The organism is Anaerotruncus sp. AF02-27 (assembly GCF_003465835.1).
Taxonomy (GTDB): Bacteria; Bacillota; Clostridia; order Oscillospirales; family Ruminococcaceae; genus Anaerotruncus; species Anaerotruncus rubiinfantis.
In genome coordinates, this window is the sequence record NZ_QSBX01000002.1 from 304,125 (window position 1) to 326,543 (window position 22,419).

Consider the following 22,419-nt stretch of genomic DNA (forward strand, 5'->3'; position numbering starts at 1 on the left):
CGATGCCCAGTATTAAAATTTTTTCGGCGCGGCAAAAGACCGCTGGTCAGAAGCGGCAGCTTGTGGCGGCGGTGGCCCGCGCATTCACCGAGCAGATGGGGAAACAGAGCAACTGCGCGGTCGCTCTCTTCGAGACCGACTGCGTCTCCTTCCCAGAAGGGCTTGATCCGCTCGACTACCTTATTGTCGAGATCGACATTTTCCCCGGACGCACCCTCGACCAGAAGCGGGCGCTCTACCGCGCGGTCGCCGACGGGATTCGCGCTGCCGGCCAGAGCACCGCGGGGCTCAAGATTGTACTGCACGAACCGCCGCTCGAAAACTGGGGAATTGCCTCCGGCCAGGTGGCCAGCGAATTTCTTGCGAAGAAAGGCCGCGGCGTCTGAGCCCGGCGAGACTCCATCAGAAAGAGGGACAAATCTATGGAATACCATCTGGATATGCGTGTCATCACCGGAACTGAGGCGAGAAAGCTCATTACCTGCGCCGAGGTGGTCGAGGCGGTCGAGGAGACCTTCCGTCAGAACGCGGCGGGAAATGTCTTTCACCCGATCAAAGAGCCGATGTTTTTAAACGAACAGCGTTCGAATTTCATTATGGCGATGGCCGCGAACCTCAAATATCTACGCACCGCAGGCGTCAAATGGACCAACATGATGAAGGAACAGCTTCCCGGCTATCCCTCCTGCGGGGGCAACCTGCTGATCCTGAGCGATACCGAAAACGGCCAGCCTTACTGCATGATCGAGGCGAGCGAGATCACCGCCATGCGCACCGGCGGCGGCCACGCGGTCGTGGCGGCGAAATATCTTGCAAAATCCGGTTCCGCGACCCTTGCGATCGTCGGCTGCGGCGAAGAAGGGCGGCTCGCCGCCGAATCCTTCCTTCAGGCCTTTCCGGACATCGTGAAGCTGCGCCTCTGCGACAAAAATGAAGCGGCGATGGAAAAGTTTCAGGCCGCCCATTCCGATCGCGCCGAGATTTCCTGCTTCACCGATGCAAAGGAAGCGGCCAGGGAATGCGACATCCTCATTCTGGCCACCACCTGCCGCAAGCCGCTCATCCACTTCGAGGACCTGCCCGCGGGCTGTACCGTAATCGGGCTCTACAGCTTCTTCGACCTCGATCCGCAATGCGCCTTCAAGGCCGACAAATGGGTGCTTGGTTCCCGCAAGGACGACACGATGCAGATCATCAAAAACCCCTCCCTCGCCCAGTATCAGCTCGCAGATGCCCCGGTCTACGCGGACATGGGAGAAATCCTTACCCAAAAAGCCCCCGCCCGCGAGAACGATCGGGAAATCATCGTTTACACCCACTTCGGGATGGGCGCTCTGGATGTCGCGGTGGGCAAGCTGATCTATGATAAGGCCGTCAAAGTGAATGCCGGCCAGATCATCCGAATGGACTAAAACCGATCAAACGCCCTTGCGGGGCGGCTGGAGGGAACAAACTTGAAAAACTATGCTGTCGTCGGGTTTGGCTGTGCGGGCTATCATGCCGCCGAAGCCATTCGCCGGCAGGACGCCGGCGCGCAGATCCACGTCTTTGAGACACTTTGCGAACCCCCGTTTAACCCCATGCTAAGCACCTACTATGCGTCCGGAAAAATCCCGAGGGAGCAGAGCTTCGTCTTCGGACCGCTCGAACAGATTTCCAGGGATCTCTCCCTCGCGCTGCACACCGGCGTCACCGTCGAGGCGGTGCGCGGCAGGGAGCGGGCGCTTCTCCTCTCAAACAGCGAGCAGCCATCCTTCGACGGAATCGTAATTGCGACCGGAGCGCGGGCCTTCGCCCCGCCGATCCCCGGCCTGCCGGACCGGCGCGTTTTCCTGATGCGCACCCTGCAGGACGCGGAGGATCTGCGAGACTACCTCGATGCCAATCCCATCAAAACCGGCGTGGTGGTGGGCGCCTCGATGGTGGGAATCAAGGTCGCGCAGCTTCTCTACGAACGCGCTGTCGCGACGACGGTCGTCGACGCGGCGCCACGCCTTTTCCCACTGGCCGCGATGGAACCGCTTTCCCGCCGGATGGAGGCGCGGCTGCGCGAGATGGGGCTCGACTTTCGCTGGAACGCGGGGGTCGAGGCGATCGAACCCGAAGGGGTACGCATTGCCACCGGCGAGCTGCTGCCCGCCGACGTCATCTGCCTTTGCATCGGCACCCGGGCGAACACCGGGATCGTATCCGCCCCGGATTCCGGCGTTGCCGTCAACCGCGGAATTGTGGTGGACACCCGGATGCGCACCTCGGCCGAGGGAATCTATGCGGCCGGGGATTGCTGCGAGGGCAACAATCTGCAGTCCGGCCAGACCCAGATCATCGGGCTTTGGGCGAACGCGGGCTGCCAGGGACGCACCGCCGGCACCGTCTGCGCGGGCGGTCACGCCGATTATGCCGGGAACATCATCCACAACATCACCCACTTCATGGGGATGGAATTCGTAGGGCTGGGCGACAACCGCATCCAGGGCAAACATCTCGTCTACGAAAAGGACGGGATGTACCTTGAGGTTGTCCTTGCGGACGGCAAGATCTGCTGCGCCAACCTGCTCGACTGCGGCAACATCAGCGGGGTGCTCAAGAGCTTGATGCTCCGCCAGCTCACCGGCGAATCCCCGACCCTGACCCCGATGCAGCGCGCCTATTTGCGCGGCAGAGGGCTGCCGGAGTCGTATATCAGTCAGATAGAGGGGGAGGACCATGAATAGCAAACTGGAAGCGCTGAGCAAAGCCAAAATCCCCTGCGCCGAAACCGGCGTGGAGGTCCATAAAAGCATCTGCGACATCTGTACGCCCGGATCCCACTGCGGGCTGGACGTCTATGTCAAGGATGGCAAGATTATCAAAATCGAAGGCACCGAGGGCTTTCCCGGCAGCAATGGGAAACTCTGCACCAAGGGGGCCAGCAACCGGCAGTTCGTCTACCAGGAGAACCGCATCCGCACTCCCATGCGCCGCACCGGCCCCCGTGGCAGCGGCGAATTTGAACCAATCTCCTGGGAGGAGGCCTACCGGGAGATCGGCGACAGGCTCAACGCCATTAAACGCACCTCCGGCCCAGAGGCTGTATGCTGGTACACCGGTTACACCAAATGGTACCGCACCTGGCTGCACCGGCTCACCTATTCCTTTGGCAGCCGCAATTACGGCACCGAAAGCTCCTGCTGCTTCAAGGCGACCCAGATGGCCTGGATGACCGTGACCGGGCGCAACTACCGGCCCGACATGCGAAATGCCAGCGTCTTTCTGGGCTGGGCCTGCAACACCCTCATCAACCTGCATATTCAGGGGCGCGAGCTGATGGAATTTAAGGAGCGGGGCGGCAAGATCATCATTGTCGACCCGCGTGTGACTGAGACCTCCCGCAAGCTTGCCGACATCCACCTGCAGCTGAAGCCCGGTACCGACGGCGCGCTCGCCCTTGGGCTCGCGAACCTCATCATCCAGCGGGGATGGTACGACAAGAAATATGTGCGCGCGCACACCTACGGTTTCGAGGAATACGCCTCCTATGCCGCCGAGTTCACCCCGGAGCGCACCGCGGCCATCACCGGCGTCCCAGCCGACCTGCTTGAAAAAGCGGCCCGCCTCTATGCCACAGGCGGCCCCGCCGCCTCCTACACCTCGGCCGCCGCCGTCACCCATCACATCAACGGCTATAACAACTACCGCGCCCTGGTTGCGCTGCAGGCCATCTGCGGCAATATCGACCGCAAGGGCGGGATGCTGCCCATCCACACCTCGCTCGCCTATACCGACTGCGGCTTTCCCACCAACGAAGCGCACTTCATCCACGACAAGGAGCCAAAAAACTGCCGCGAAGCCATCGGCGCGCGCCGGTTCCCCGTCTGGGAGGCGCTCGCCGGCGAATGCCAGGCGATGGACCTGCCCCGCCAGATCGAAACCTGCACTCCCTATCCGCTCAAAGCGCTGGTCGGTTTCGGGCTGAACCATCGGATGTGGCCCCAGCCGAGCAAATTCCTCAAGGCGGTCGACAAGCTTGACTTCATTGTGGCCATCGATCTCGTGACCACCGAATTCACAAAGCACGCCGATATCCTGCTGCCCGCCTGCACTTCGATGGAGCGCAGCGAGCTCAAGGGCTACCCCGGCGGCTTCCTCACCTGCACCAAGCCCGCCATTGAGCCGCTCTACGAGTCGAAGTCGGACACCCAGATCATGTGCGAGCTCGCACAGTATCTCGACATCGACGACGATCTCATGAAGAGCGGCCTGCGCGCGACTATGGAATACCTCATCGAGCCGCTCAGCGTCTCCCTCGACGAACTGATGGAGGCCCCCCTGCCGCTGCGGATGAAGGAATTTAAGCCCTATATTCCCGGAACCTACACAAAAAACGGTTTTGAAACCAAAACCGGCAAACTTGAGCTCAAATCGGCCATCATCGAGGAAATTTCGAAAGATTACCCCGATCTGAATCCACTGCCCACCTACCACGACAGCTACGACGGCGCCGATCCGAAGCAGTTCCCCTGCACCCTCATCACCGGTGCGCGGCTTCCCAACGCGGTACACTCCAGACTGCACAGCCTCACCTGGCCGCGCAGCCTGCGTCCCGATCCCGCCGCCGATCTGAACCCCGAAACCGCACGGGAATCGGGTATCGCGCAGGACGACTGGATCGTGCTCTCCACCTCATGCGGGCAGATCACGGTACGCGCCAACCTCACCCATGCCGCAAAACCAGGCGAGGTCTACATGTATCACGGCTACCCTGAGGCAGATGTCAACGAGCTGATCCCTGCCGATCATCTGGACCCCTATTCCGGTTTCCCAGGCTTTAAGCAGGTGCGCTGCCGTGTCGAGAAGGCCAAAAACATACCCGCCGCGCGCGAGAGATAGGAGCGATGTTATGATATTCGATCTGAACCTGGAAAAATGTGTGTCCTGCGGGGCCTGTGCGGTGGCCTGCATGGACCAGAACGACATCGACCCTTCCCATGGGGACACCCCTTTGCGCCGTATCCACCTGCTTGAGGAGGGGAAGGATAAGATCCGTTACACCAACCTCTCGGTGGCCTGCATGCACTGCAGCGACGCACCTTGTGTGATGGGATGCCCGACCGGCGCGCTCTACAAGGACTCTGCCACCAATCTCACCCTCTTCGACCCCGACCGCTGTATCGGCTGCCACAGTTGCGCGATGGCCTGCCCATTCGGCATTCCGAGTTTCGACCAGAAGGATCGGATCACCAAATGCGACGGCTGCTCCGAACGCCTCAAGGCCGGTCTCAAGCCCGCCTGCGTGCGTATCTGCCCGTTCGGGGCGCTTTCGGTTTACGAAAGCGAATCGCAGTACCTTTCCCAACGGGCCGCCCGTTCGCTCAAGGCGATCACAAACGCGATTCTCGGCAGCGAAGAGCCGTGACACAAAAAATCCCCACTCAAAAAGAGGCCCGCCTGTGGCGGGCCTCTTTTTGAGCCAATATTCTTTTGTCAGTCCAGCACCCGCAACGCGCGGTCCAAGCGGTTGAGCACCTCACAGCCGTCCTCTGTGACCAGCACGAGATCCTCGATCCGCACCCCGCCAAGCCCTGGCAGATAGATGCCCGGCTCAACTGAAAAGACCATCCCCGGTTGCATCACCACCGGCGTACCGGCGGAAACATCAGGCGGTTCATGCATATCGAGACCGATGCTGTGGCCGGTACGGTGGATAAACCGGGGGCCGTATCCCGCCTCGGTGATGAGACCGCGGGCCGCGTCATCCACCGTGTGCAGCGGGGCTCCCGGCCGTACGGCCGCGACTCCGGCGCGATTGGCCGCTAGGACGATCCCGTAGGCCTTCTCGAGCTCAGGCGGCACGCCGCGGAAAAAGACGGTCCGGGTCATATCCGAACGGTAACGCCGATAATTCACGCCGGTGTCGATCACGATGCTGTCCCCCGGCTGAACCACAGTAGGGCCGGACATGCTGTGCGGATCGGCGCTGTTTTTGCCGAACTGCACCATCGCGCCGCCGTTCGTCCCGCCTTCACGGGTATAGAGATCCTGCGAGATGCGGTAAACGTCCCGTTCAGCCATTCCATCGGTGATGCGGTCGTGCAGCGCCGCGAGCACCTTATCCGAAATACGCGAAGCCTGCCGGAGCGCCTCGATTTCGCGCAGATCCTTCACCATGCGCAGCTCTTCGAGAATGGTGCAGTCGTGCAGATACCTGACACGCGGACGCCGCTCGATGAGCTGCAGCAAAAAGCGCGCCGTCCAGTTCTTGTCGATCGCGACCGTTCCCGTCTCCCGCACGCCTTTGGCGAGCGGGGCCATCCCGTCGTCGGTGTCCGAAAAGGTCACAACTTCGGCGCCGATCGACTGGTCGATCAAAAAGATTTTATTTGCATAGTAGACGGCGTTTCCATCGCGGTCTACCACCAGCGCCAATAGCCGTTCCATTGGCTGGGTGAATTTTCCGGTCAGATAATAGAGATTGGCGGGGGAAGTGATGACCATTTGGTCGATCCCACGTTCCCGCATCAGTCCACAGAGCTTCTCCAGCCGCTGCTGTTCCATGTACAAATTCCTTCCTCTCTGCCGGTCACGGACGGTTCAGGTAGTCGACCGCCACCTTGGTCATAAAGCTCACACCGTTCACAAAGGAACCCTCCTCCACCATGAGACGCGGACTGTGCATGGGGGCGTTCGGGCCCTCTGCCCTGCCGGTACCGAGCGAGATGAACGCGCCCGGGATCACCTCGGTATAATAGGCAAAGTCCTCGCCGCCCATCGCGGGCTTTGGCTTCACCACGACCCCATCGGGGCCAAAAAGCTCGGTGGCCGCATCCGAACAGAACTGGGTGAGTTCCGGATCGCTCAGCAGCGGCGGATAGCCGTAGGTGTAAAGAAACTCTCCAGTCGCGCCAAACGCGGCGCAGACTCCCTCCATCACCTGCTGCATGCGCGCTTTGAGGTTCTCGCGGGTCTTTGGGTTGAAAACGCGGCAGGTCCCTTTGAGCACGGCGCTCTGGGCAAGGACGTTTTCCCTGCCGCCCGCTTCGAGGACACCCACATTGAGCACCGCTGGTTCCATCGGATCGGTCATGCGGCTGACCACGCTCTGCAGCGCGGTGACGAGGTGCGCGCCCACCGTAACCGCATCCACCCCGAGATGCGGACTGGCCGCATGGCAGCCCCTGCCGGTGATACGGATCTCAAACTGGTCGGCGCTTGCGAGCAGTTCCCCCTTTTTGAGCGAGATGACCCCGCTTTTGACAAACGGCAGGATGTGCAGCCCGACAATCGCATCGACCTTCGGGTCCTCGAGCACCCCCTCCGTGATCATCTGCTTCGCCCCGCCGTTCGGGGCGTTTTCCTCAGCCGGCTGGAAGATTAATTTGACCGTGCCGTTCAGTTGATCCTTGATCTCGGTGAGCGCCATCGCGGCGCCCAGCAGCACCGCTGTGTGCACATCGTGCCCACAGGCGTGCATCTTGCCCGGATAAACCGACTTGAAGGGCAGGTCGTTCTCCTCCTGGATCGGCAGGGCGTCCATGTCGGCGCGCAGGGCGATGGTCCTGCCCTCCTTCGCGCCTCTAAGCAGCCCGACCACGCCGGTCTTGCCCACGCCGGTATGGACCTCCATGCCGAGCGCGCGCAGCTCCTTTGCCACCAGTTCGGCCGTGCGGAACTCCTCCAGTGAAAGCTCGGGATGCATGTGGATGTCCCGGCGGAGCTCTACTACCCGGTCGTTATACTTCTGCGCCAGTTTGATGTAGTCCATCATGAACCTCCGATTAAAATTTGATGCAGGCCGCCATATGCCCATCCCCGCGGTCGCGCAGCGGGATGTTTTCCCGGGTGCACTCCTCGGTCGCGTACTTGCAGCGGGCGGCGAACCGGCAGCCCGGATGCGGATTGATGGGGCTGGTGACCTCTCCGTGGATGATCTCCCGGTTGCGCTTCTCCCGGTTGACGACCGGGATGGGGATCGCGTCGAGCAGCGCGCGGGTGTACGGATGGATCGGGTTTTGGAAGAGCGCGCGGACGTTTGCAAGCTCGACGCACTGACCCAGGTACATGACCGCGATATTGTTCGAGATGTGCTTGACTACCGAGAGATCGTGCGTGATGAACATGTAGGTGAGTCCCAATTCGTCCTGCAGGTCCATCAGCAGGTTTAAAATCTGGGCCTGGATCGAGACGTCAAGCGCCGAAACCGGCTCGTCGCAGACGATGAATTTGGGATTCACCGCCAGCGCGCGGGCAATGCCGATGCGCTGGCGGCGGCCGCCGTCGAGTTCGTGCGGATAGGCGTTCTCCAGCCGCTCGGCCAGCCCCACCGTATCCATCAGCTTGCGCACCCGCCCATAGATCTCGTCCCGCTTGCAGCATTTGGTGACGATCATCGGCTCGGAAATGAGCTCGGCCACCGAGAGCCGCGGGTTGAGGCTCGCGTACGGGTCCTGGAAGATGAGCTGCATCTGGGTGCGCAGGTCGCGCATCTCCCCTTTGCCCAGCTTCACGATGTCCTTTCCTTCAAAGAGGACCTGTCCGGCCGTCGGTTCGGTCAGCCGCAGGATGGTGCGCCCCAGAGTGGATTTGCCGCAGCCGGACTCGCCGACCACCCCGAGCGTCTCGCCCCGGTTGATTGAGAGGTTGACGTCGTCCACAGCGTGAAGCATCCCGTTTTTGACATCGAAATATTTTTTCAGGTTGACGGTCTTCAATAAAACCTCTTGCATCGTATCCTCCTACTTATAGAGATGACACTTCACGACGTGGCCGTCGCGGCAGTAGTCCTCCGGGCGCTCGGTCTCGCAGACCGGCATCTTCTTGGGGCAGCGCGGGCAGAATTTGCAGCCTGCCGGCAGGTCGGTGGGGTCGGGCATCAGGCCCGCGATTGGGCTGAGCCGTTTGGTCTCGGATGTAAGGTTGGGGATGGCGTTAAAAAGCCCCACCGTATAGGGGTGGTGGATATCCCCGTTATAGATGTCCTCCACCGTGCCGTATTCGATGATCTCCCCCGCGTACATGATTGCCACGTAGTCGCAGGTTTCGGCCACAATCCCCAAATCGTGGGTGATGAGGATCATCGAGGTCCCGAGCTTCTGCTTGAGCTCGTACATCATCGCCAGAACCTGTGCCTGGATGGTCACATCGAGGGCGGTGGTCGGTTCGTCCGCGATGAGCAGCTGCGGTTCGCAGGCCAGCGCGATCGCGATCACCACCCGCTGTTTCATCCCGCCGGAAAACTGGTGGGGATACTCGTTTTTGCGCTTGGCGGGAATACCCACCAATTCGAGAATCTCCTCCACCCGCTGTTCAATCTGTTCGGGAGTCTTGTTGTCGTTATTGTGGAACTGGAGGTTCTCCGCGATCTGTTCGCCCACCCGCATGATCGGGTTGAGGCTGGTCATCGGGTCCTGGAAGATCATCGATATCTTTTCCCCGCGGATCGCACGCATCCCCTCATCGGATTCCGCGAGCAGGTCCTTTTTGTCAAACAGGATCTTCCCCTTCACAATCTTCCCGACCCGAAACGGCAGCAGCCGCAGGATCGAGAGCGCGGTGGTGGTCTTGCCCGCGCCGGTCTCCCCGACCAGCCCGAGCGTCTCCCCGCGGCCGATCGAAAGGTCAATCCCATTGACCGCGTACACCGTCTCCTCGTCCGTCTGATAGATCACTTCGAGATCTTGAATTTCCAAAAGTTTATCACTCATTGCCGCACCTCTCACATTAATTCTTCAGACGGGGATCAAGGGAATCCCGCAGGCCGTCGCCAATCAGGTTGAGCGACAGGGCGGAAAAGACGATCGCAAGCCCCGGGAAAAGCACAAGATAGGCCGAATACCGCATGTATTCGCGCCCCTCCGAAAGCATCGAGCCCCATTCAGGGGTTGGAGCCGCGACGCCCATGCCGATAAAGCTGAGGCCCGCCGCAAGGATAATCATTTTGGCCACCGACATGGTCGCCTGTACGATGATCGGCCCAATGGCGTTCGGGATGACGTGCTTGCAGATGATCCGAAAATCGCTCGTTCCGCAGGCGCGTGCCGCCTCGATGAAGTCCTGCCCCACCGTTGTAAGCACCGCCGACTTCACCACCCGGGTGAAGCCCGGGATCGAGCCCACCGTGACCGCGATGATGAGGTTTTTGAGGTCCGCGCCCAGCGCGGCCACCACGGCCAGCGCCAGCAGCATCTGCGGGATGCTCGCGAGCACGTCCATGCCGCGCATGATGAGCATATCCGCCTTGCCGCCGTAGTAGCCTGCGGCAGCGCCCAGAAAGCCCCCGACCACCAGCGAAAAGAAGGTCGAGATGAAGCCGATCGAGAGCGAGACACGGCTTCCGTGCACCACCCGCGCAAACAGGTCCCGCCCGTAGGCATCGGTGCCGAAAATGTGCTCGGCGCTCGGCGGCTGCAGCCGGATGGCCGCGTTCTGCTTGATGGCCAGCGTTTCATAGTCGCAGATGAAGTTTGCAAAAATTGCGAAGAATGCAAAAATAAGAATCAGCACCAGACCGATCATCGCGGCCTTGTTCTTGCGAAACCGTTTCCAAATCTCCAGCGCCTTGCTCTTTTTTTTCGGTTTTGCCATCGTTTTCTCCTCCCGTTACCGTTCGTATCTGGCTTTAATTCTCGGGTCCACGTACGCGTACACCAGATCCACGATCAGCATGATGACGCAGGACATGATCGAAAGAAACAGAATCGCGGCCATGATCTGGGGGATGTCCTTGGAACGGATCGAGGTGACGATTAGGGTACCAAGCCCCGGCATCGAAAAGACCGTCTCCACGATCATCGTGCCGCCCAGCAGGATGCTCAGGTTGGTGCCCAGCATGGTGATGATCGGCAGCAAAGCGTTTCTCAGCGCATGCTTCCAGATGACCACCTTCTCCTCCGCGCCCTTTGAGCGCGCAGTGCGGATGTAGTCCTGCCGGATCGTCTCGAGCATGGTCGAGCGGGTCATGCGCATGATGCTCGCGATGAACGGCAATGCGATTGTGATCGAGGGCAGGATAAAGTTTTTCAGGCTGTCCGCCCCGTTCGGCGGCAGCCAGTTGAGATGCAGCGAAAATATTAAAATCAGTATCAGCCCCAGCCAGAACCCCGGGATCGCCGCCATGAACATGGCCGTGATGGTGCTCACCATATCCATGGCGGAATACTGTTTGACCGCAGCCAGAATCCCAATTGGGATACCGAACACGACGGTCAGCAGCACCCCAAACACCGACAATTTGATCGAGGTTGGAAACCGCGCCATGATTTCGGTGACGACATCCTGGTTGGTCCGGTAGGACTGGCCGAAATCCCCGTGCAGTGCGTCGACGACGTAGTTTACATAGCGAACCAAGAACGGGTCGTTCAGCCCCATTTCTTCCCGCAGTTCCGCTACCGTTTCCTCGGAGGCATCCTCGCCAAGGATCAGACGCGCCGGATCGCCGGGGGTCAGGTCAAGGATGAAAAAGACCACAAAGCTCACGCAGAGCAGAATCGGGATCAGCAGCAGAAGTCTTTTTATCACATATCTGTACATAGTCTCTCCTTATCGCTTTCGCAGGAGCCGGCCCTGTGCAGCAAGGCACAACCAGAAATGCGGTCCGATTGCATTTCTGGCTGCGACCGCTTGCGGGGACCGTCCGGTCCTGTCGTCTTGAAGCGCTCTCCGGTTTTACCAGTGGAAATCCGCGAAGTCATACATCGAGTCGTCTTTGATCTTGACGCCCTGCAGATTTTTGTCGTAGACAAGGGTCGCCGCCTTGTAGTAGAGCGGCAGGTAGACCGCTTCGTCGCGCACAATTCCGATGACTTCTTTGTAGATTTCATCGCGTTTCGCACGGTCGCTTTCGACGCGCGCCGTGTTCAGAAGCTCGTCGACCTTCGGGTTCGAATATTTGCAGTAGTTGTAGTCTCCCTCGGTGTGGAAGAGCCGGAAGAAGGTGCGGTCGGTGTTGGTCGGGTCGTAGCCCTGTCCGGAGATGAGCATGTCGTAGTCGCCGGTGGCGATCTGGGTGTAGTAGGTGCCGGATTCGAGCGGCTCGAGCACGAGGTTGATCCCCACGTTCGCGAGCTCCTCCTGCATGACCTGGCTCATCTTCTTGTTGGTGCTGCTCTCGATAAAGACCAGGCGCAGGCTGAGCTGCCCTTCGGAATAGCCGGCTTCGGAGAGCAGTTTCTTCGCCTCATCGGGGTTGTAATCATAGACCTTGACGTCCTCGGTGTAGCCCTCGGCGCCGGGTTTGAGCGGCATCTGCGCGAGGGTTCCCTTGCCTTCGAAGCCGATCGTGTTCATCGTGTTGACATCGACCGCATAGCTGATCGCTTGGCGAACCTTCTCATCGGAGATTGTCTTGTTATTAAAGGTGATAAAGTAGAAGCTGTTCGCTACGTCCTCGAGGACGGTGAGCTTGTCGTTGGTCTTGGCCTGCTCGACGTCGACCGGGACCGCTTCGGGATAGAAATCCACGTCGCCGGTCTCAAGCGCGATGAAAGCGGTGTTCGAGTCGACGATCAGCTTGATGACCACATCCTTGAGCGCGGGCGCGCCGTTAAAATAACCGTCGTTCGCCTTGAGCACGATCTGCTGCGCGGGTTCCCACTCAACCAGGCTGTAGGCGCCGGTGCCGACCGGTTTGCGGCCGAATTCATCACCAAGATCGGTGACGGCCTTCTCGCTCACGATGTAAATCTTCGCGACCATCGAAAGGATGCTGCCGTAGGGGTAGTTGAGATTGAGCTTGACCGTGCTGTCGTCCACCACGTCCATGCTCTTCATCGCAAACGAGTAGCTGCGGACCTTCGGCGCCTCGATTGCGCGCTCAAAAGAAAATTTGACGTCGCTGGCCTTCAGGTCCTCGCCGTTGTGAAACTTGACGCCGCTGCGCAGTTTAAAGGTGACCGATTCGCCGTCCGGCGCGATCTCCCAGCTCTCAGCCAGGGCAGGAACGATTTCCTTGGTCTCGTCGTCCACCTCGACCAGCGCGTCGAAGAGGTTGCGGATGACCTTCGATTCAAAAATCGCATTGGAATTGTGCGGATCAAGGGTGTTGAGGTCGGTCGTCATGACCATGTTGAGGTCGGTGCGCGCCGAAGCGCCCTCGGCGGACGCGTTCGCGCCCGGCTGGGCCGTGTTTCCCCCGCCGGATGAGCTGCCGCCGTTGCCGGAACAGCCGGAAAGCAGCATGGTTGCCGCAAGAATCCCTGCGAGAATGCTCGTAAATGTTCTTTTCATAGTTACCTCCTAATAATGCGTGCTTATTCCAAAATTCCGCCTTCGGCGGAGGGTCAAACGATACCGATAATCATCCACCAGACGGCTGAAATCAGCACAACCGCAGCCGCCGGGATGGTGAACGCAAAACCTAATTTCGCCACTTCCTTCACCGAGTACATCCCCGCATTCTCCCCCATTCCGATGGTGAGCGAGATGTTTTGATAGGGAAAGAACCACTGGCCGATCGTTGCGAGATAGACCGCGAAGGCTACCGGCACAATGCCCACTCCCATCGGCTCGGCCACGATGAAGAGGGCGGGAAGCGCGAGGGTGATGACTGCGGTGACGCTCCCGAGCAAGAAGTGCAGGCCGAAACAGACCAGCACGACCACCAGCATAAGACCCATCACGCCACCGGAAATCTCCTTTGGACAGAGCAGGTCGGCCAGAAACTGGTTCATCCCTGTCGCGCCGCCCACCATTCCAATCGCCATGCTGGCGTTCAGGAAGAGCAGCGTACCGAGATTGATCTCGGCGATGTCCCGCTGCTCGATGACGTCCCCGATCACTGGCATCGCCATCAGAACCGCGACTGCCAAACTCACCCAGCCCACGTCGACATGGTGGATGCTGTCGGTCATCCACAATATAACCGCCACCGCGAGCCAGAAGAGGGTCTTTTTCTCCTTTATGGAGAGCGGTCCCATCGTCTCCAGTTCCCGCCGGGCGAGCTGCACATCGATGCATAGGTTCTTTGGACCGCGCACGAGCAGCATCTGCATCCCGCAGGTCAGAACACCCAGCAGCAGCGCGGGCACCAGCATGATCCAGAGCCAGTCGAGCCAGCCTGGGCGCACCGCCTCGGGGATCAGATTCAGAAGAAGCATGTTGATCGAGCTGTCACCGGTCATAAACAGGAGCCCCGCGCCGTTTTGCGCGGCGAAAACCGCAAGGCCGATGTTGATGGCGTACTTTTTTTCCATATCGGTCTTCTCGATGATGAAGGACATGACCGACATGATGAGAAACGCCCTTGCAAACGACTGCGGGATGATGAGGCTCAAAAGATAGCTGAGGATATAGCAGGCAAAGATAATCTGGTCATAGTTCTTTACAAATTTTGAAATGAAAATGAGTGCCAGCCGCCTGCCGATCCCCGAGTGCTTGATCGCGCCCGCGATCAGGAAACCGCTCAGAACCATATAGGCCATCGGCATGGTCCAGAACTTGAAAATCAGTTGGGGCTGTACGGTTTCGGAGTTTAAAAAGAGAGAGTACCCCATCAGCAGCGCACAGGAGGAAAGCCCGACCGGCATCACCTCAAAGCCCCACCAGACGATCACGCAAAGCGAGATTGCAAGGCAGATTCGTCCGTCCTCAGCGATTGGGAGCGGCGCTATCAGCAACACAGCAGCTGTTGCCAGCCCCAGCAGCAGTCCGAGGGGACGCTTTTGCAGAAATTTTTTTATCACAGTGAAAATTCTCCATCATCTTACAAAATTATAGTCCAGTCGCCGGAGTTCGTCTTTTTGAACACAGCGGAAACCGCCCGCTATGGATGCACAGATTGCCCCCCGGCGCCCGGGGGGCAATCGATGGGCTGACCGCGTCAGGACGCAAGCAGATTGGGGACAAACATCGAAATCTCCGGAATAAACGAGATAACCAGCGTCGCTATAATAAGCAGGATCAGGTACGGCATTGTGGATTTTACGACCTTCCCCATGCCCATATTGGCCACCCGCATGCAGACAAAAATGTTCATGCCGAACGGCGGGGTCATCATGCCGATCTGGGTGTTCAGAATACACATGATGCCAAAGTGAATCGGGTCCATGCCGTACATGATGAGGGTCGGAAGCACCATTGGTCCAAGGATGACGATGACCGAGATGATGTCCATGAAGCAGCCGAATACGAACAGCACCAGCGTGAGCGCGATAATAAATACGAATTTGTTTGGTATGTACTGCTGCGCGGCGGCCGAGAGGGCTGCGGGCAGCTGCATATTTGTGACGAACCAGGTGATCGGCGCGGCGCAGCCGAGCATGACCGAAACGATGGTCGCCTCGGCGGTCGATTTACCAAACATCGCCGGCAGTTCGGCAAGTTTGCAGGTCTTATAATAGAAGACCTCGATGATCGTGATGTAGACGATCGAGATTGCCGCCGCTTCGGTCGGGGTGGCGATGCCGCCGTAGATGCTGCCGAGGATGACGATTGGGAAGAAGAGGGCCGGCACGTCTTTGAGGAACTCCTTGAAACCGTAGCGCTCCTTCTCCTCCGTTTTTTTAGTGCCAACTCCGGTGCGCTTGCAGGTGATCGCCACATAGACGCTCCAGATAATCGCCAGGATGATACCCGGCAAAAACCCCGCCGCGAACAGCTTCGCGACCGAGAGCCCCATCGCCACGCTCATCGTGACCATCGGGACGCTTGGCGGAATCAGGATCCCCAGCGAACCGGCCGAGTTAACAATGCCGGTCGCCATCTCGGGATCGTAGCCTTCACCGATCAGGGTCGGAATCATGAGGGTGCCGAGCGCGACGATCGTCGCGAGGCTCGATCCCGAAATCGCAGCAAAGAAGGTGCAGGCGAAGATGGTGGCGATTCCAAGGCCGCCCGGCAGCTTGCCGAACACCTTTTTCATGACGTTGATCAGGCTCTTGGCTGTGCCGCCGCGCGCGGCGATACCGCCCGAAATGATGAAGAAAGGGACCGCCAGAATGGTGTAGCTGTTCATGCCGTTGAACATCATCTGGACGACGATCTGCGGGTTATTGTTCAGCAGGAAGATCGCTCCGATCAGCGAGACAGCCAGCAGGATGAATGCGATCGGAAAACCCAGAAACAGAAATACAAAAAACAAAAGCATTAACCAAGCCATTGAGCAATCCTCCTTTCCTACTGCGCTTTGGCAGGCGTATTGGGTTTATCCTTCTCTTCCATGGGCGGGAAAATGATCCGCAGAAGGAAGCGGACCCCCATTCCCACAAACGCGACAGCCATGACCGCGTAGAAAAACCACACCGGCCAGCCGAGCACCGAAGTCTTTGCATGGAGCTGGAACATCTTTTTGACAGTCTGGTAGCTGATGGATGCCATATAAAACGCAATTCCGCTGCAGAGCAGGCCGCTGATTACGCCAATGATCCGGCAGGCCGCCTTTGGCAGGATCGATTCAAAAAGCCGCACTTTCATGAGGCTGTCGTCAGTAACGCCGTTGGCGGCTCCGACCATCACCACACAGATATAGACATATTGCGCAAACTCCTCCAGCCAGGAAAAGCTGCGCAGACCACACCACCTGATTGTAATCTGAACGAAAACCATCAGGGTCATGACCATGAAAAAGCCACCCATCAGCGCCTTTTCAAAGCGCCCGATCTTTCCAAGCGCCCGGTTCACCTTTGCACGCAAGCCGGATTCCCTCCTCTATTCCTCTGAATTGTTATTTTGGTTTTCCCGCCGCCGGAGGGCCCGACGGCGGGGATTGTCAGACTTATTTTTTTACCATCTTCTGCATGAGGTCGTAGGTGTAGTTGAAGAGATCCTCACCTACTTCGGGTTTGTATTTGTCCCAAACCGGACGGCAGGCATCCACAAAGGTCTGTTTCTCTTCCGGGGTCAGGTCGGAAGTGATCTTAAAGTCCGGATATTCCTTGGCTGCGCGCTCATAGCTGTCCTTGATGTCAGTGCGCGAGCACTCGAAGCCGTATTCGTCCGCCTTGACGCCCGCCTCGACGAAGATCTGCTGCTGTTCCGGGGTCAGCTTGTTCCAAAGTTCGGAAGAGACGACCAGCAGGTGGTTCTGGAACATGGTGTCGAGCTGGGTGTAGAACTTGTTGCTTTCGATGAATTTCTGGTCGAGGTTTGCGATGACCGAGCTGTCCTCGCCGTCCACAAGCCCCTGCTGCAGCGCCGTGTAGACCTCTTTCCATGGGACGTTGGTCGCGGTCGCGCCAAAAGAGTTGAAGGTGTCGATGATAATCGGGGAGCCGATTGTGCGGATTTTGAGGCCCTTCATGTCGTCGACCGTGCGGATCTCGCGTTTGGTATTCGAGACGCCACGGCCGATACCGATGGTGAAGCCGAGGGTCTTGCAGCCGGTGCGCTCCTCGACCGCATTGAAGATCCGCTCACGGAAGCCTTCGTCCCAGCACATGTCGATATAGGTGTCGAGGTCGTTGAAAAGGAATGGGAAGGAGAAGATGTTGACCTCAGGCACGACGGTGCTCAAAACGGCCGAACTGATCGGCGACATCTCCAGCGTGCCGGTCAGCACCTGCTGCATGACGATGTCCTCCGCTCCGAGCTGGGAGTTCGGATAGACCTCGACCTTGATTGCATTGTTTGTCTTTTCCATCACATAGTCGCCAAAGACGTTCATCGCGATGGTGGTGTTGTTGTCGGCCGCCATCTGGGTCGCAATGCGCACCAGGATCTGGCCTTCGGGCGCGGGGGCCGCTGCATCGGAAGCCGCTTCGGAAGCGGCAGAAGCCGTCGGGGCGGGCGCCGCGGCGGAGCTGGCCTCGGGTTTGGAGCCGCTGCATCCGGCGAGCATTCCAATGAGCATTGCCACTGCGAGGATCATACTTATGTTCTTTTTCATTTTTTTGGCCTCCTCATATTTTCGAGCAATTTATTTTCGCCCTGCCGTCCGTCAGGGAATGGGGTCATTGCAGATTGCCGGGGTCCCGGAAACTCGCGGCGATCTCCGCGGGGGTGCGGGCTTCGATCCCCAGGCTTTCCAAGGTTCGGCCCTGGGCATAGTAGTCGGTCTGGTTCACCGTCGACGCCACCGCCACAAGCCCTTCGAAGAGCGGCGTTGCAACCCCGATCGCCCGCGCCACCGAAAGGAACAGGCAGTCGAGCATCGGGACATCCTCGGTGATATACCGCCCGGTCAGGCTCTCAGGGCCCTCAAGCGCCCGAAAGCCGTCGAAGGCGTGCGCGTCGTGATCCGCGAGTTTGCGGTAGAAGCCGGCCGGCGACGGCCCGCAAGCGAAGCCGAGCGCATCCATGACTCGTTTCTTCTCCTGCCAGAGCGCATCCGCCAGGTTGATGGTGCTGCGGCAGATGCCGACGTTGAAAATGCGGTAGGGCCCCTTCGCCGTTTCGATGGCGCCTGCGTTCAGCAGGGTGAGGTCGATATGGGCGATCAGGTTCGGCCCGTTGAATGCGGTTTCGAGCACACAGCTCGCTGGCGTGAGTTCGTACACCCCGGAAAACGCCTCGACCAGCCGTTCCGTATCCCTTTCCGGGACCGCGGCCGCCGCCTTGGGCGCATATTTCCCGCCCGAAAAGACCTTGCCCGGGCCGATCATCCGGCAGGGATAGAGATTTCCGCTGGTCTCCCCCACCACGATGTCCCGCCGGCCCAGCCGGTTAAAGACCCTGTGGTAAACGAGCGACCCGGCGCTGCCGGCGCTCAGGAGCACCACCCCGTCCTTCGGGACGTGCGGCGCGATCATCTCGGCGACCTCCTCGTCGCGGTTGGCGATGGTGCAGCAGATGACCAGATCGGCCCCGTCAAGCGCACGGGCGACATCGGTAGTCGCCATCGCGAGTTTCCCCACCGTGTCGAAGCCACTGCCGCTCAGCGCGATCTTTCCGATCGCGGCCGTCTGTTCCAGGATTTCACGATAGGCCTCACTGTCGCAGAGCCGCGCTTCATGCCCGCGGGAAGCGACGTCCGCGGCCACCATATGGCCGGTGCTTCCGCCGCCTACCACTGCAATTTTCTTCATGGTATTCCTCCCTCTAACCGCCCGGATCAGACCAGGCGGATAATCTGGCCCACATCCTGCGCGCAGGCGCGCTGGTAGATGAGTTTCCCAACCGCCACGTCGAGCGCGCCCATCCCGAAGTGGGTGTAGACGATCGTCTCGTCGTCCCGCTCGCGTCCGGGCTTCGCTCCGCTCAGGATCTCGGGCAGGTCGGCGTAGACGTTTTCCATCGTAAGATGGTAGTCCTCGAACACCGGGTCCTCCAGGATCTGCCGCCGGTCGGCCTCTTTCGATCCGAGAACCCATTTGTCACAGGTGATTGCGGCCCTGGGGTCGAGGTCGAAGAGCGAGTAAAGCCCCGCCACGAAGCATCCCTTCGGAATCCAGTCCGCTTCAACCACCGGCCGCCGCGAGGTGGTGACGGTCATCAGGATATCCGCCCCCTCGCAGGCCGTCTGTGCGTCGGAACAGCAGGTCACTGTGAGCCGGTCTCCGTAAAGTTCCCGCATCCGCTGCATGGCGGCGGGGTGAATGTCAAAAACACGCAGCTCCCGCAGCGCAAAGAGATCGAGAAAACTTGCAACGCCGCTCACCGCCTCGGTGCCGCAGCCGATCACCGTCAACACCTGCGAATCCGGGCGGGCGAGATGCTTCGCGGCGACCGCCGCGTGCCCGCCCGCGGTGCGCATCGCGGTGATCGAGGTTGCCTCCAGGATCGCGTAGGGCTGGCCGTTGCGGTCATCGTTTAAAAGCAGGATGCTGCCCGCGCAGGAGGGATAGCCCGGCTGCTGCTTTTCATACATGTTGACCCATTTGACGCCGGCGACCTGCTGGCTTTTGATATGGGCCGCCATCGCCATAATCATGTTTGCACGGCCGTCATCCACCCAGATGGGTTCCTTGATCGGATGGAAAATTTCGTGGCGCGCCAGCGCGAGAAAGGTCTCTTCGACTGTGTCCACCACATCACGGTAGCTCACGAGGCTTTCGACCTCGGCTTTCGAGAGGACCCGGATGTCCACATGATAATCTGTCATCGCTTCGCCGCCTTTGCATCATTTTGAGCGGTCCGGCCCGTCCGCCGGTCCCGCGTTGTTTCTTTGCGTCTAATAACAGCAAGTCCTGTGCCAAACGCAAAAGAAAACGCAATCCCCGCTAAATTCGCTTTTCCCACGCGGAAACGAAGTGCAGCCTTCCGTTTCCGAAAGCCATTCAATCCCTTTTTCGCTCAATTTTCTCCGAAAACGGGATTATAGGGATTGAAAATTTGCCATTTTGGTTTGACACCCGCCCTCGGGTGCTTTATACTGAAAAACAGGCGGGATTCTTTTGGATTCCCCCCAATTCGACCCAGAGGTGTAGAACATTTGAAAAAAATTGTTATTTTCGGCTACGAATCGCTCTTTCTCGACTCCTACGCCCAGGAACTGCGTGTCCTCTTCGGGGGCATGGCGCAGGTCGACTACCTGGTGACCGGAAAAAACGACCGTCCCACGATCGAAGCCGACGTGGTGGTCGCCACCAGTCCGTATATGAACCAGACCTTCAGTTCGATGGATAACCCCGATGTCGGCTTCGTCATCGCTTCCTACACCATAGAGAAGTCCTCCTTCTCACAGATCCTCGAAGCCCAGAAGAAACACGCCATCAGCGTCGTCTGCGAAGGCGGGCTTGTCAACTCCCGCCGCCGGATGATGATGCTTGAGAAGCTCGGCGCACGCAAGGAAGCCATGACCGCCTGGAGTGAAGGGATGGACCCTGAGCGGCTTGAAAAATACGTCGTCGCCTTCGGCCACCCTTCCCTCCCCGACCGGGACAAACGAGTGGCCATCGGGATAGACCGCAGCCATTTCAGCATCGCCACCGTCCTTGAGATCGCGCTCTGTCTCGAGATGCCTGAAATCGTCACCACCACGACCTTTCAGCGCTACTTCAAGGAGATGTGCACCCACTATCGCGCCTTCACCAACGACCTTGTCGTTGAAAACTCACTCTCCGGGGACTATAAAAAAGTTTCCTCCGTACAGGAGGGCGTGCTCTGCTTCTCGAGCGAGTTTGTCATCGAATACTGCGACAGCTATATCGAAAAGATCACCAGCATCCCGCAGGAGCACTTGATCGGGAAGAGCCTGCATAAAATTTTTCCTTTCATGGAGACGCTGACCCCCGCCGACTTCAAGGAGGAACGGGTGGTCCTCTTCAACGACAGCCACTATGTCGTCAACATCAGTATCAACTATCATCACAACTCCCAGATTGGCCTGATGCGCATGTCAAAGTACTGGGACGAGGAGAAGCGTCAAGAGAATCTGCGCCGCCAGGTCATCCATCGCAAGCACACCGCCAAATATAAATTTGAGGACATCATCGGCGTAAGCGACGCAATCATTGAATGCAAGAGCATCGCTCGCCGCATTGCCAAGGCTGAAAGCAACGTACTGATCCTCGGGCCGACCGGCGTGGGCAAGGAGCTCTTTGCCCAGGCCATCCACAACAGCTCCCGCCGCCGGCAGTTCCCCTTCATCGCCATCAACTGCGGCGCGATCGTCGAATCGCTGATGGAGAGCGAGCTTTTCGGCTACGAGGGCGGCACCTTCACCGGCGCGAAGAAGGAGGGCAAACAGGGAGTGTTCGAGCTCGCCCACAAGGGCACCCTCTTCCTTGACGAAATCGGGGACATGCCGCTGCATCTGCAGGTGCGGCTGCTGCGCGTCCTGCAGGAGAAGGAGGTCGTCCGGGTCGGCGGCGAGAACACCATCCCTATCGACGTGCGGATCATCGCCGCCACCAATAAGGATATCTACCGCATGGTCAAGGAGGGCACCTTCCGCAACGACCTGTTCTACCGGCTGAATGTGCTTTTTTTGAAAATCCCACCGCTCTCCGAGCGCAAATGCGACATCGAGTTTCTGATGCAGTATTTCATGGAGCTGGGACACACGCAGATCAAATTCTCCCCCGCCGCGCTCGAACGGGTTGTAAACCACCCGTTCGAAGGGAACGTGCGCGAGCTGCAAAACTGTATGGAGTACCTCTTCAATCTCAACATCCCCGAAATCCAGGAGGAGCATCTCCCTTCCTACATACGCAGCGGCTATTCCGCCGAACCGCCCACGCCCGTCAGGAAACCGCAGGAGGGGGTGATCTTTGAAGGCTGCGACAGCGATTACCGCGCGCGCTGTGTCGCGCTGCTGCGCGCGATTGACAATTTCAATTCCCTTGGCATCGGCATCGGCCGGCGCAAACTGAAGCTCTATTTTGACAAGCAGGGACAGTTTTTTTCCGAAATGATGATCCGCAAGCTGCTTGAGGACATGGAGCGCATGCAGCTCGTCGAGATTCACCAGGGCCGTCAGGGTACCCGTATCACCGAGCGGGGCCTGCGGGCCATGAAGGCCGGAGAAACGGAAACCATATAACGGGCGAGCCATCCGAAGAATCCCAATTCTATTGCTATTTGGGATAAAGGGGATGGCTCCCCTTTTCAATTTGGGGACAAAGCTGCCGC

General features: G+C 59.0%; 19 protein-coding genes. 6 read left to right on the forward strand and 13 right to left on the reverse strand.

Features of this window, described 5'->3' with window-relative positions; genetic code table 11:
* Positions 1-2 precede the first annotated feature (2 nt).
* The 5 genes from DWV16_RS03560 to DWV16_RS03580 are packed head-to-tail and all read left to right on the forward strand — an operon-like array spanning position 3 to position 5,395.
* Entirely contained in the window at positions 3-386 is a 384-nt protein-coding gene (locus tag DWV16_RS03560; protein WP_118477796.1) for a tautomerase family protein, read from the forward strand.
* Between the two features lie 36 nt (positions 387-422).
* Positions 423-1,412 carry a hypothetical protein gene (locus tag DWV16_RS03565; protein WP_118477797.1) on the forward strand — a complete coding sequence of 330 codons (990 nt, stop codon included), beginning with the start codon at positions 423-425 and terminating at the stop codon, positions 1,410-1,412.
* Between the two features lie 42 nt (positions 1,413-1,454).
* Complete coding sequence (locus DWV16_RS03570) at positions 1,455-2,714, forward strand: NAD(P)/FAD-dependent oxidoreductase (RefSeq protein WP_158572767.1); 1,260 nt, start codon at positions 1,455-1,457, stop codon at positions 2,712-2,714.
* Positions 2,707-4,869: a molybdopterin-dependent oxidoreductase gene (locus tag DWV16_RS03575; RefSeq protein WP_118477799.1), complete on the forward strand. Its 2,163-nt coding sequence runs from the start codon at positions 2,707-2,709 to the stop codon at positions 4,867-4,869. The genes DWV16_RS03570 and DWV16_RS03575 overlap by 8 nt, the downstream gene beginning before the upstream one ends.
* 10 nt (positions 4,870-4,879) lie before the next feature.
* Positions 4,880-5,395, forward strand: a complete 516-nt coding sequence (locus DWV16_RS03580) for a 4Fe-4S dicluster domain-containing protein (protein WP_118477800.1) — start codon at positions 4,880-4,882, stop codon at positions 5,393-5,395.
* Between the two features lie 68 nt (positions 5,396-5,463).
* Here the strand turns inward: DWV16_RS03580 and DWV16_RS03585 are convergent, their stop codons facing one another.
* The 13 genes from DWV16_RS03585 to DWV16_RS03645 all read right to left on the reverse strand — a co-directional run bounded on the left by DWV16_RS03585 (position 5,464) and on the right by DWV16_RS03645 (position 19,948).
* A complete protein-coding gene (locus tag DWV16_RS03585; RefSeq protein WP_118477801.1) occupies positions 5,464-6,534 on the reverse strand; it encodes a Xaa-Pro peptidase family protein in 1,071 nt (356 codons plus the stop codon).
* Positions 6,535-6,559: 25 nt separating this feature from the next.
* Complete coding sequence (locus DWV16_RS03590; RefSeq protein WP_158572768.1) at positions 6,560-7,741, reverse strand: M20 family metallopeptidase; 1,182 nt, start codon at positions 7,739-7,741, stop codon at positions 6,560-6,562.
* Positions 7,742-7,754: 13 nt separating this feature from the next.
* Positions 7,755-8,702: an ABC transporter ATP-binding protein gene (locus DWV16_RS03595; protein WP_118477803.1), complete on the reverse strand. Its 948-nt coding sequence runs from the start codon at positions 8,700-8,702 to the stop codon at positions 7,755-7,757.
* A 9-nt stretch (positions 8,703-8,711) separates the two neighbouring features.
* Entirely contained in the window at positions 8,712-9,680 is a 969-nt protein-coding gene (locus tag DWV16_RS03600) for an ABC transporter ATP-binding protein (RefSeq protein ID WP_066459129.1), read from the reverse strand.
* A 16-nt stretch (positions 9,681-9,696) separates the two neighbouring features.
* Complete coding sequence (locus DWV16_RS03605; RefSeq protein WP_066459127.1) at positions 9,697-10,560, reverse strand: ABC transporter permease; 864 nt, start codon at positions 10,558-10,560, stop codon at positions 9,697-9,699.
* Between the two features lie 15 nt (positions 10,561-10,575).
* Complete coding sequence (locus DWV16_RS03610) at positions 10,576-11,505, reverse strand: ABC transporter permease (protein WP_066459125.1); 930 nt, start codon at positions 11,503-11,505, stop codon at positions 10,576-10,578.
* A 135-nt stretch (positions 11,506-11,640) separates the two neighbouring features.
* A complete protein-coding gene (locus tag DWV16_RS03615) occupies positions 11,641-13,200 on the reverse strand; it encodes an ABC transporter substrate-binding protein (RefSeq protein ID WP_118477804.1) in 1,560 nt (519 codons plus the stop codon).
* Between the two features lie 53 nt (positions 13,201-13,253).
* A complete protein-coding gene (locus DWV16_RS03620) occupies positions 13,254-14,654 on the reverse strand; it encodes an SLC13 family permease (RefSeq protein ID WP_158572769.1) in 1,401 nt (466 codons plus the stop codon).
* A 137-nt stretch (positions 14,655-14,791) separates the two neighbouring features.
* The gene (locus DWV16_RS03625; RefSeq protein WP_118477806.1) at positions 14,792-16,069 is read right to left on the reverse strand and encodes a TRAP transporter large permease; all 1,278 of its coding nucleotides are present in this window, start codon (positions 16,067-16,069) and stop codon (positions 14,792-14,794) included.
* A gap of 17 nt (positions 16,070-16,086) precedes the next feature.
* Positions 16,087-16,602 carry a TRAP transporter small permease gene (locus tag DWV16_RS03630; RefSeq protein ID WP_066459116.1) on the reverse strand — a complete coding sequence of 172 codons (516 nt, stop codon included), beginning with the start codon at positions 16,600-16,602 and terminating at the stop codon, positions 16,087-16,089.
* Positions 16,603-16,684: 82 nt separating this feature from the next.
* Positions 16,685-17,794, reverse strand: a complete 1,110-nt coding sequence (locus DWV16_RS03635; RefSeq protein ID WP_066459111.1) for a TRAP transporter substrate-binding protein — start codon at positions 17,792-17,794, stop codon at positions 16,685-16,687.
* A gap of 64 nt (positions 17,795-17,858) precedes the next feature.
* On the reverse strand, positions 17,859-18,932 hold the full coding sequence (locus DWV16_RS03640; RefSeq protein ID WP_118477807.1) for an NAD/NADP octopine/nopaline dehydrogenase family protein: 1,074 nt from the start codon (positions 18,930-18,932) through the stop codon (positions 17,859-17,861).
* A gap of 26 nt (positions 18,933-18,958) precedes the next feature.
* On the reverse strand, positions 18,959-19,948 hold the full coding sequence (locus DWV16_RS03645; protein ID WP_118477808.1) for an ornithine cyclodeaminase family protein: 990 nt from the start codon (positions 19,946-19,948) through the stop codon (positions 18,959-18,961).
* A 330-nt stretch (positions 19,949-20,278) separates the two neighbouring features.
* On the opposite strand from DWV16_RS03645, the gene DWV16_RS03650 reads away from it, so the two are divergent.
* Positions 20,279-22,330, forward strand: coding sequence for a sigma-54-dependent Fis family transcriptional regulator (locus tag DWV16_RS03650; protein ID WP_118477809.1), 2,052 nt, complete (start codon positions 20,279-20,281; stop codon positions 22,328-22,330).
* Positions 22,331-22,419 lie beyond the last annotated feature (89 nt).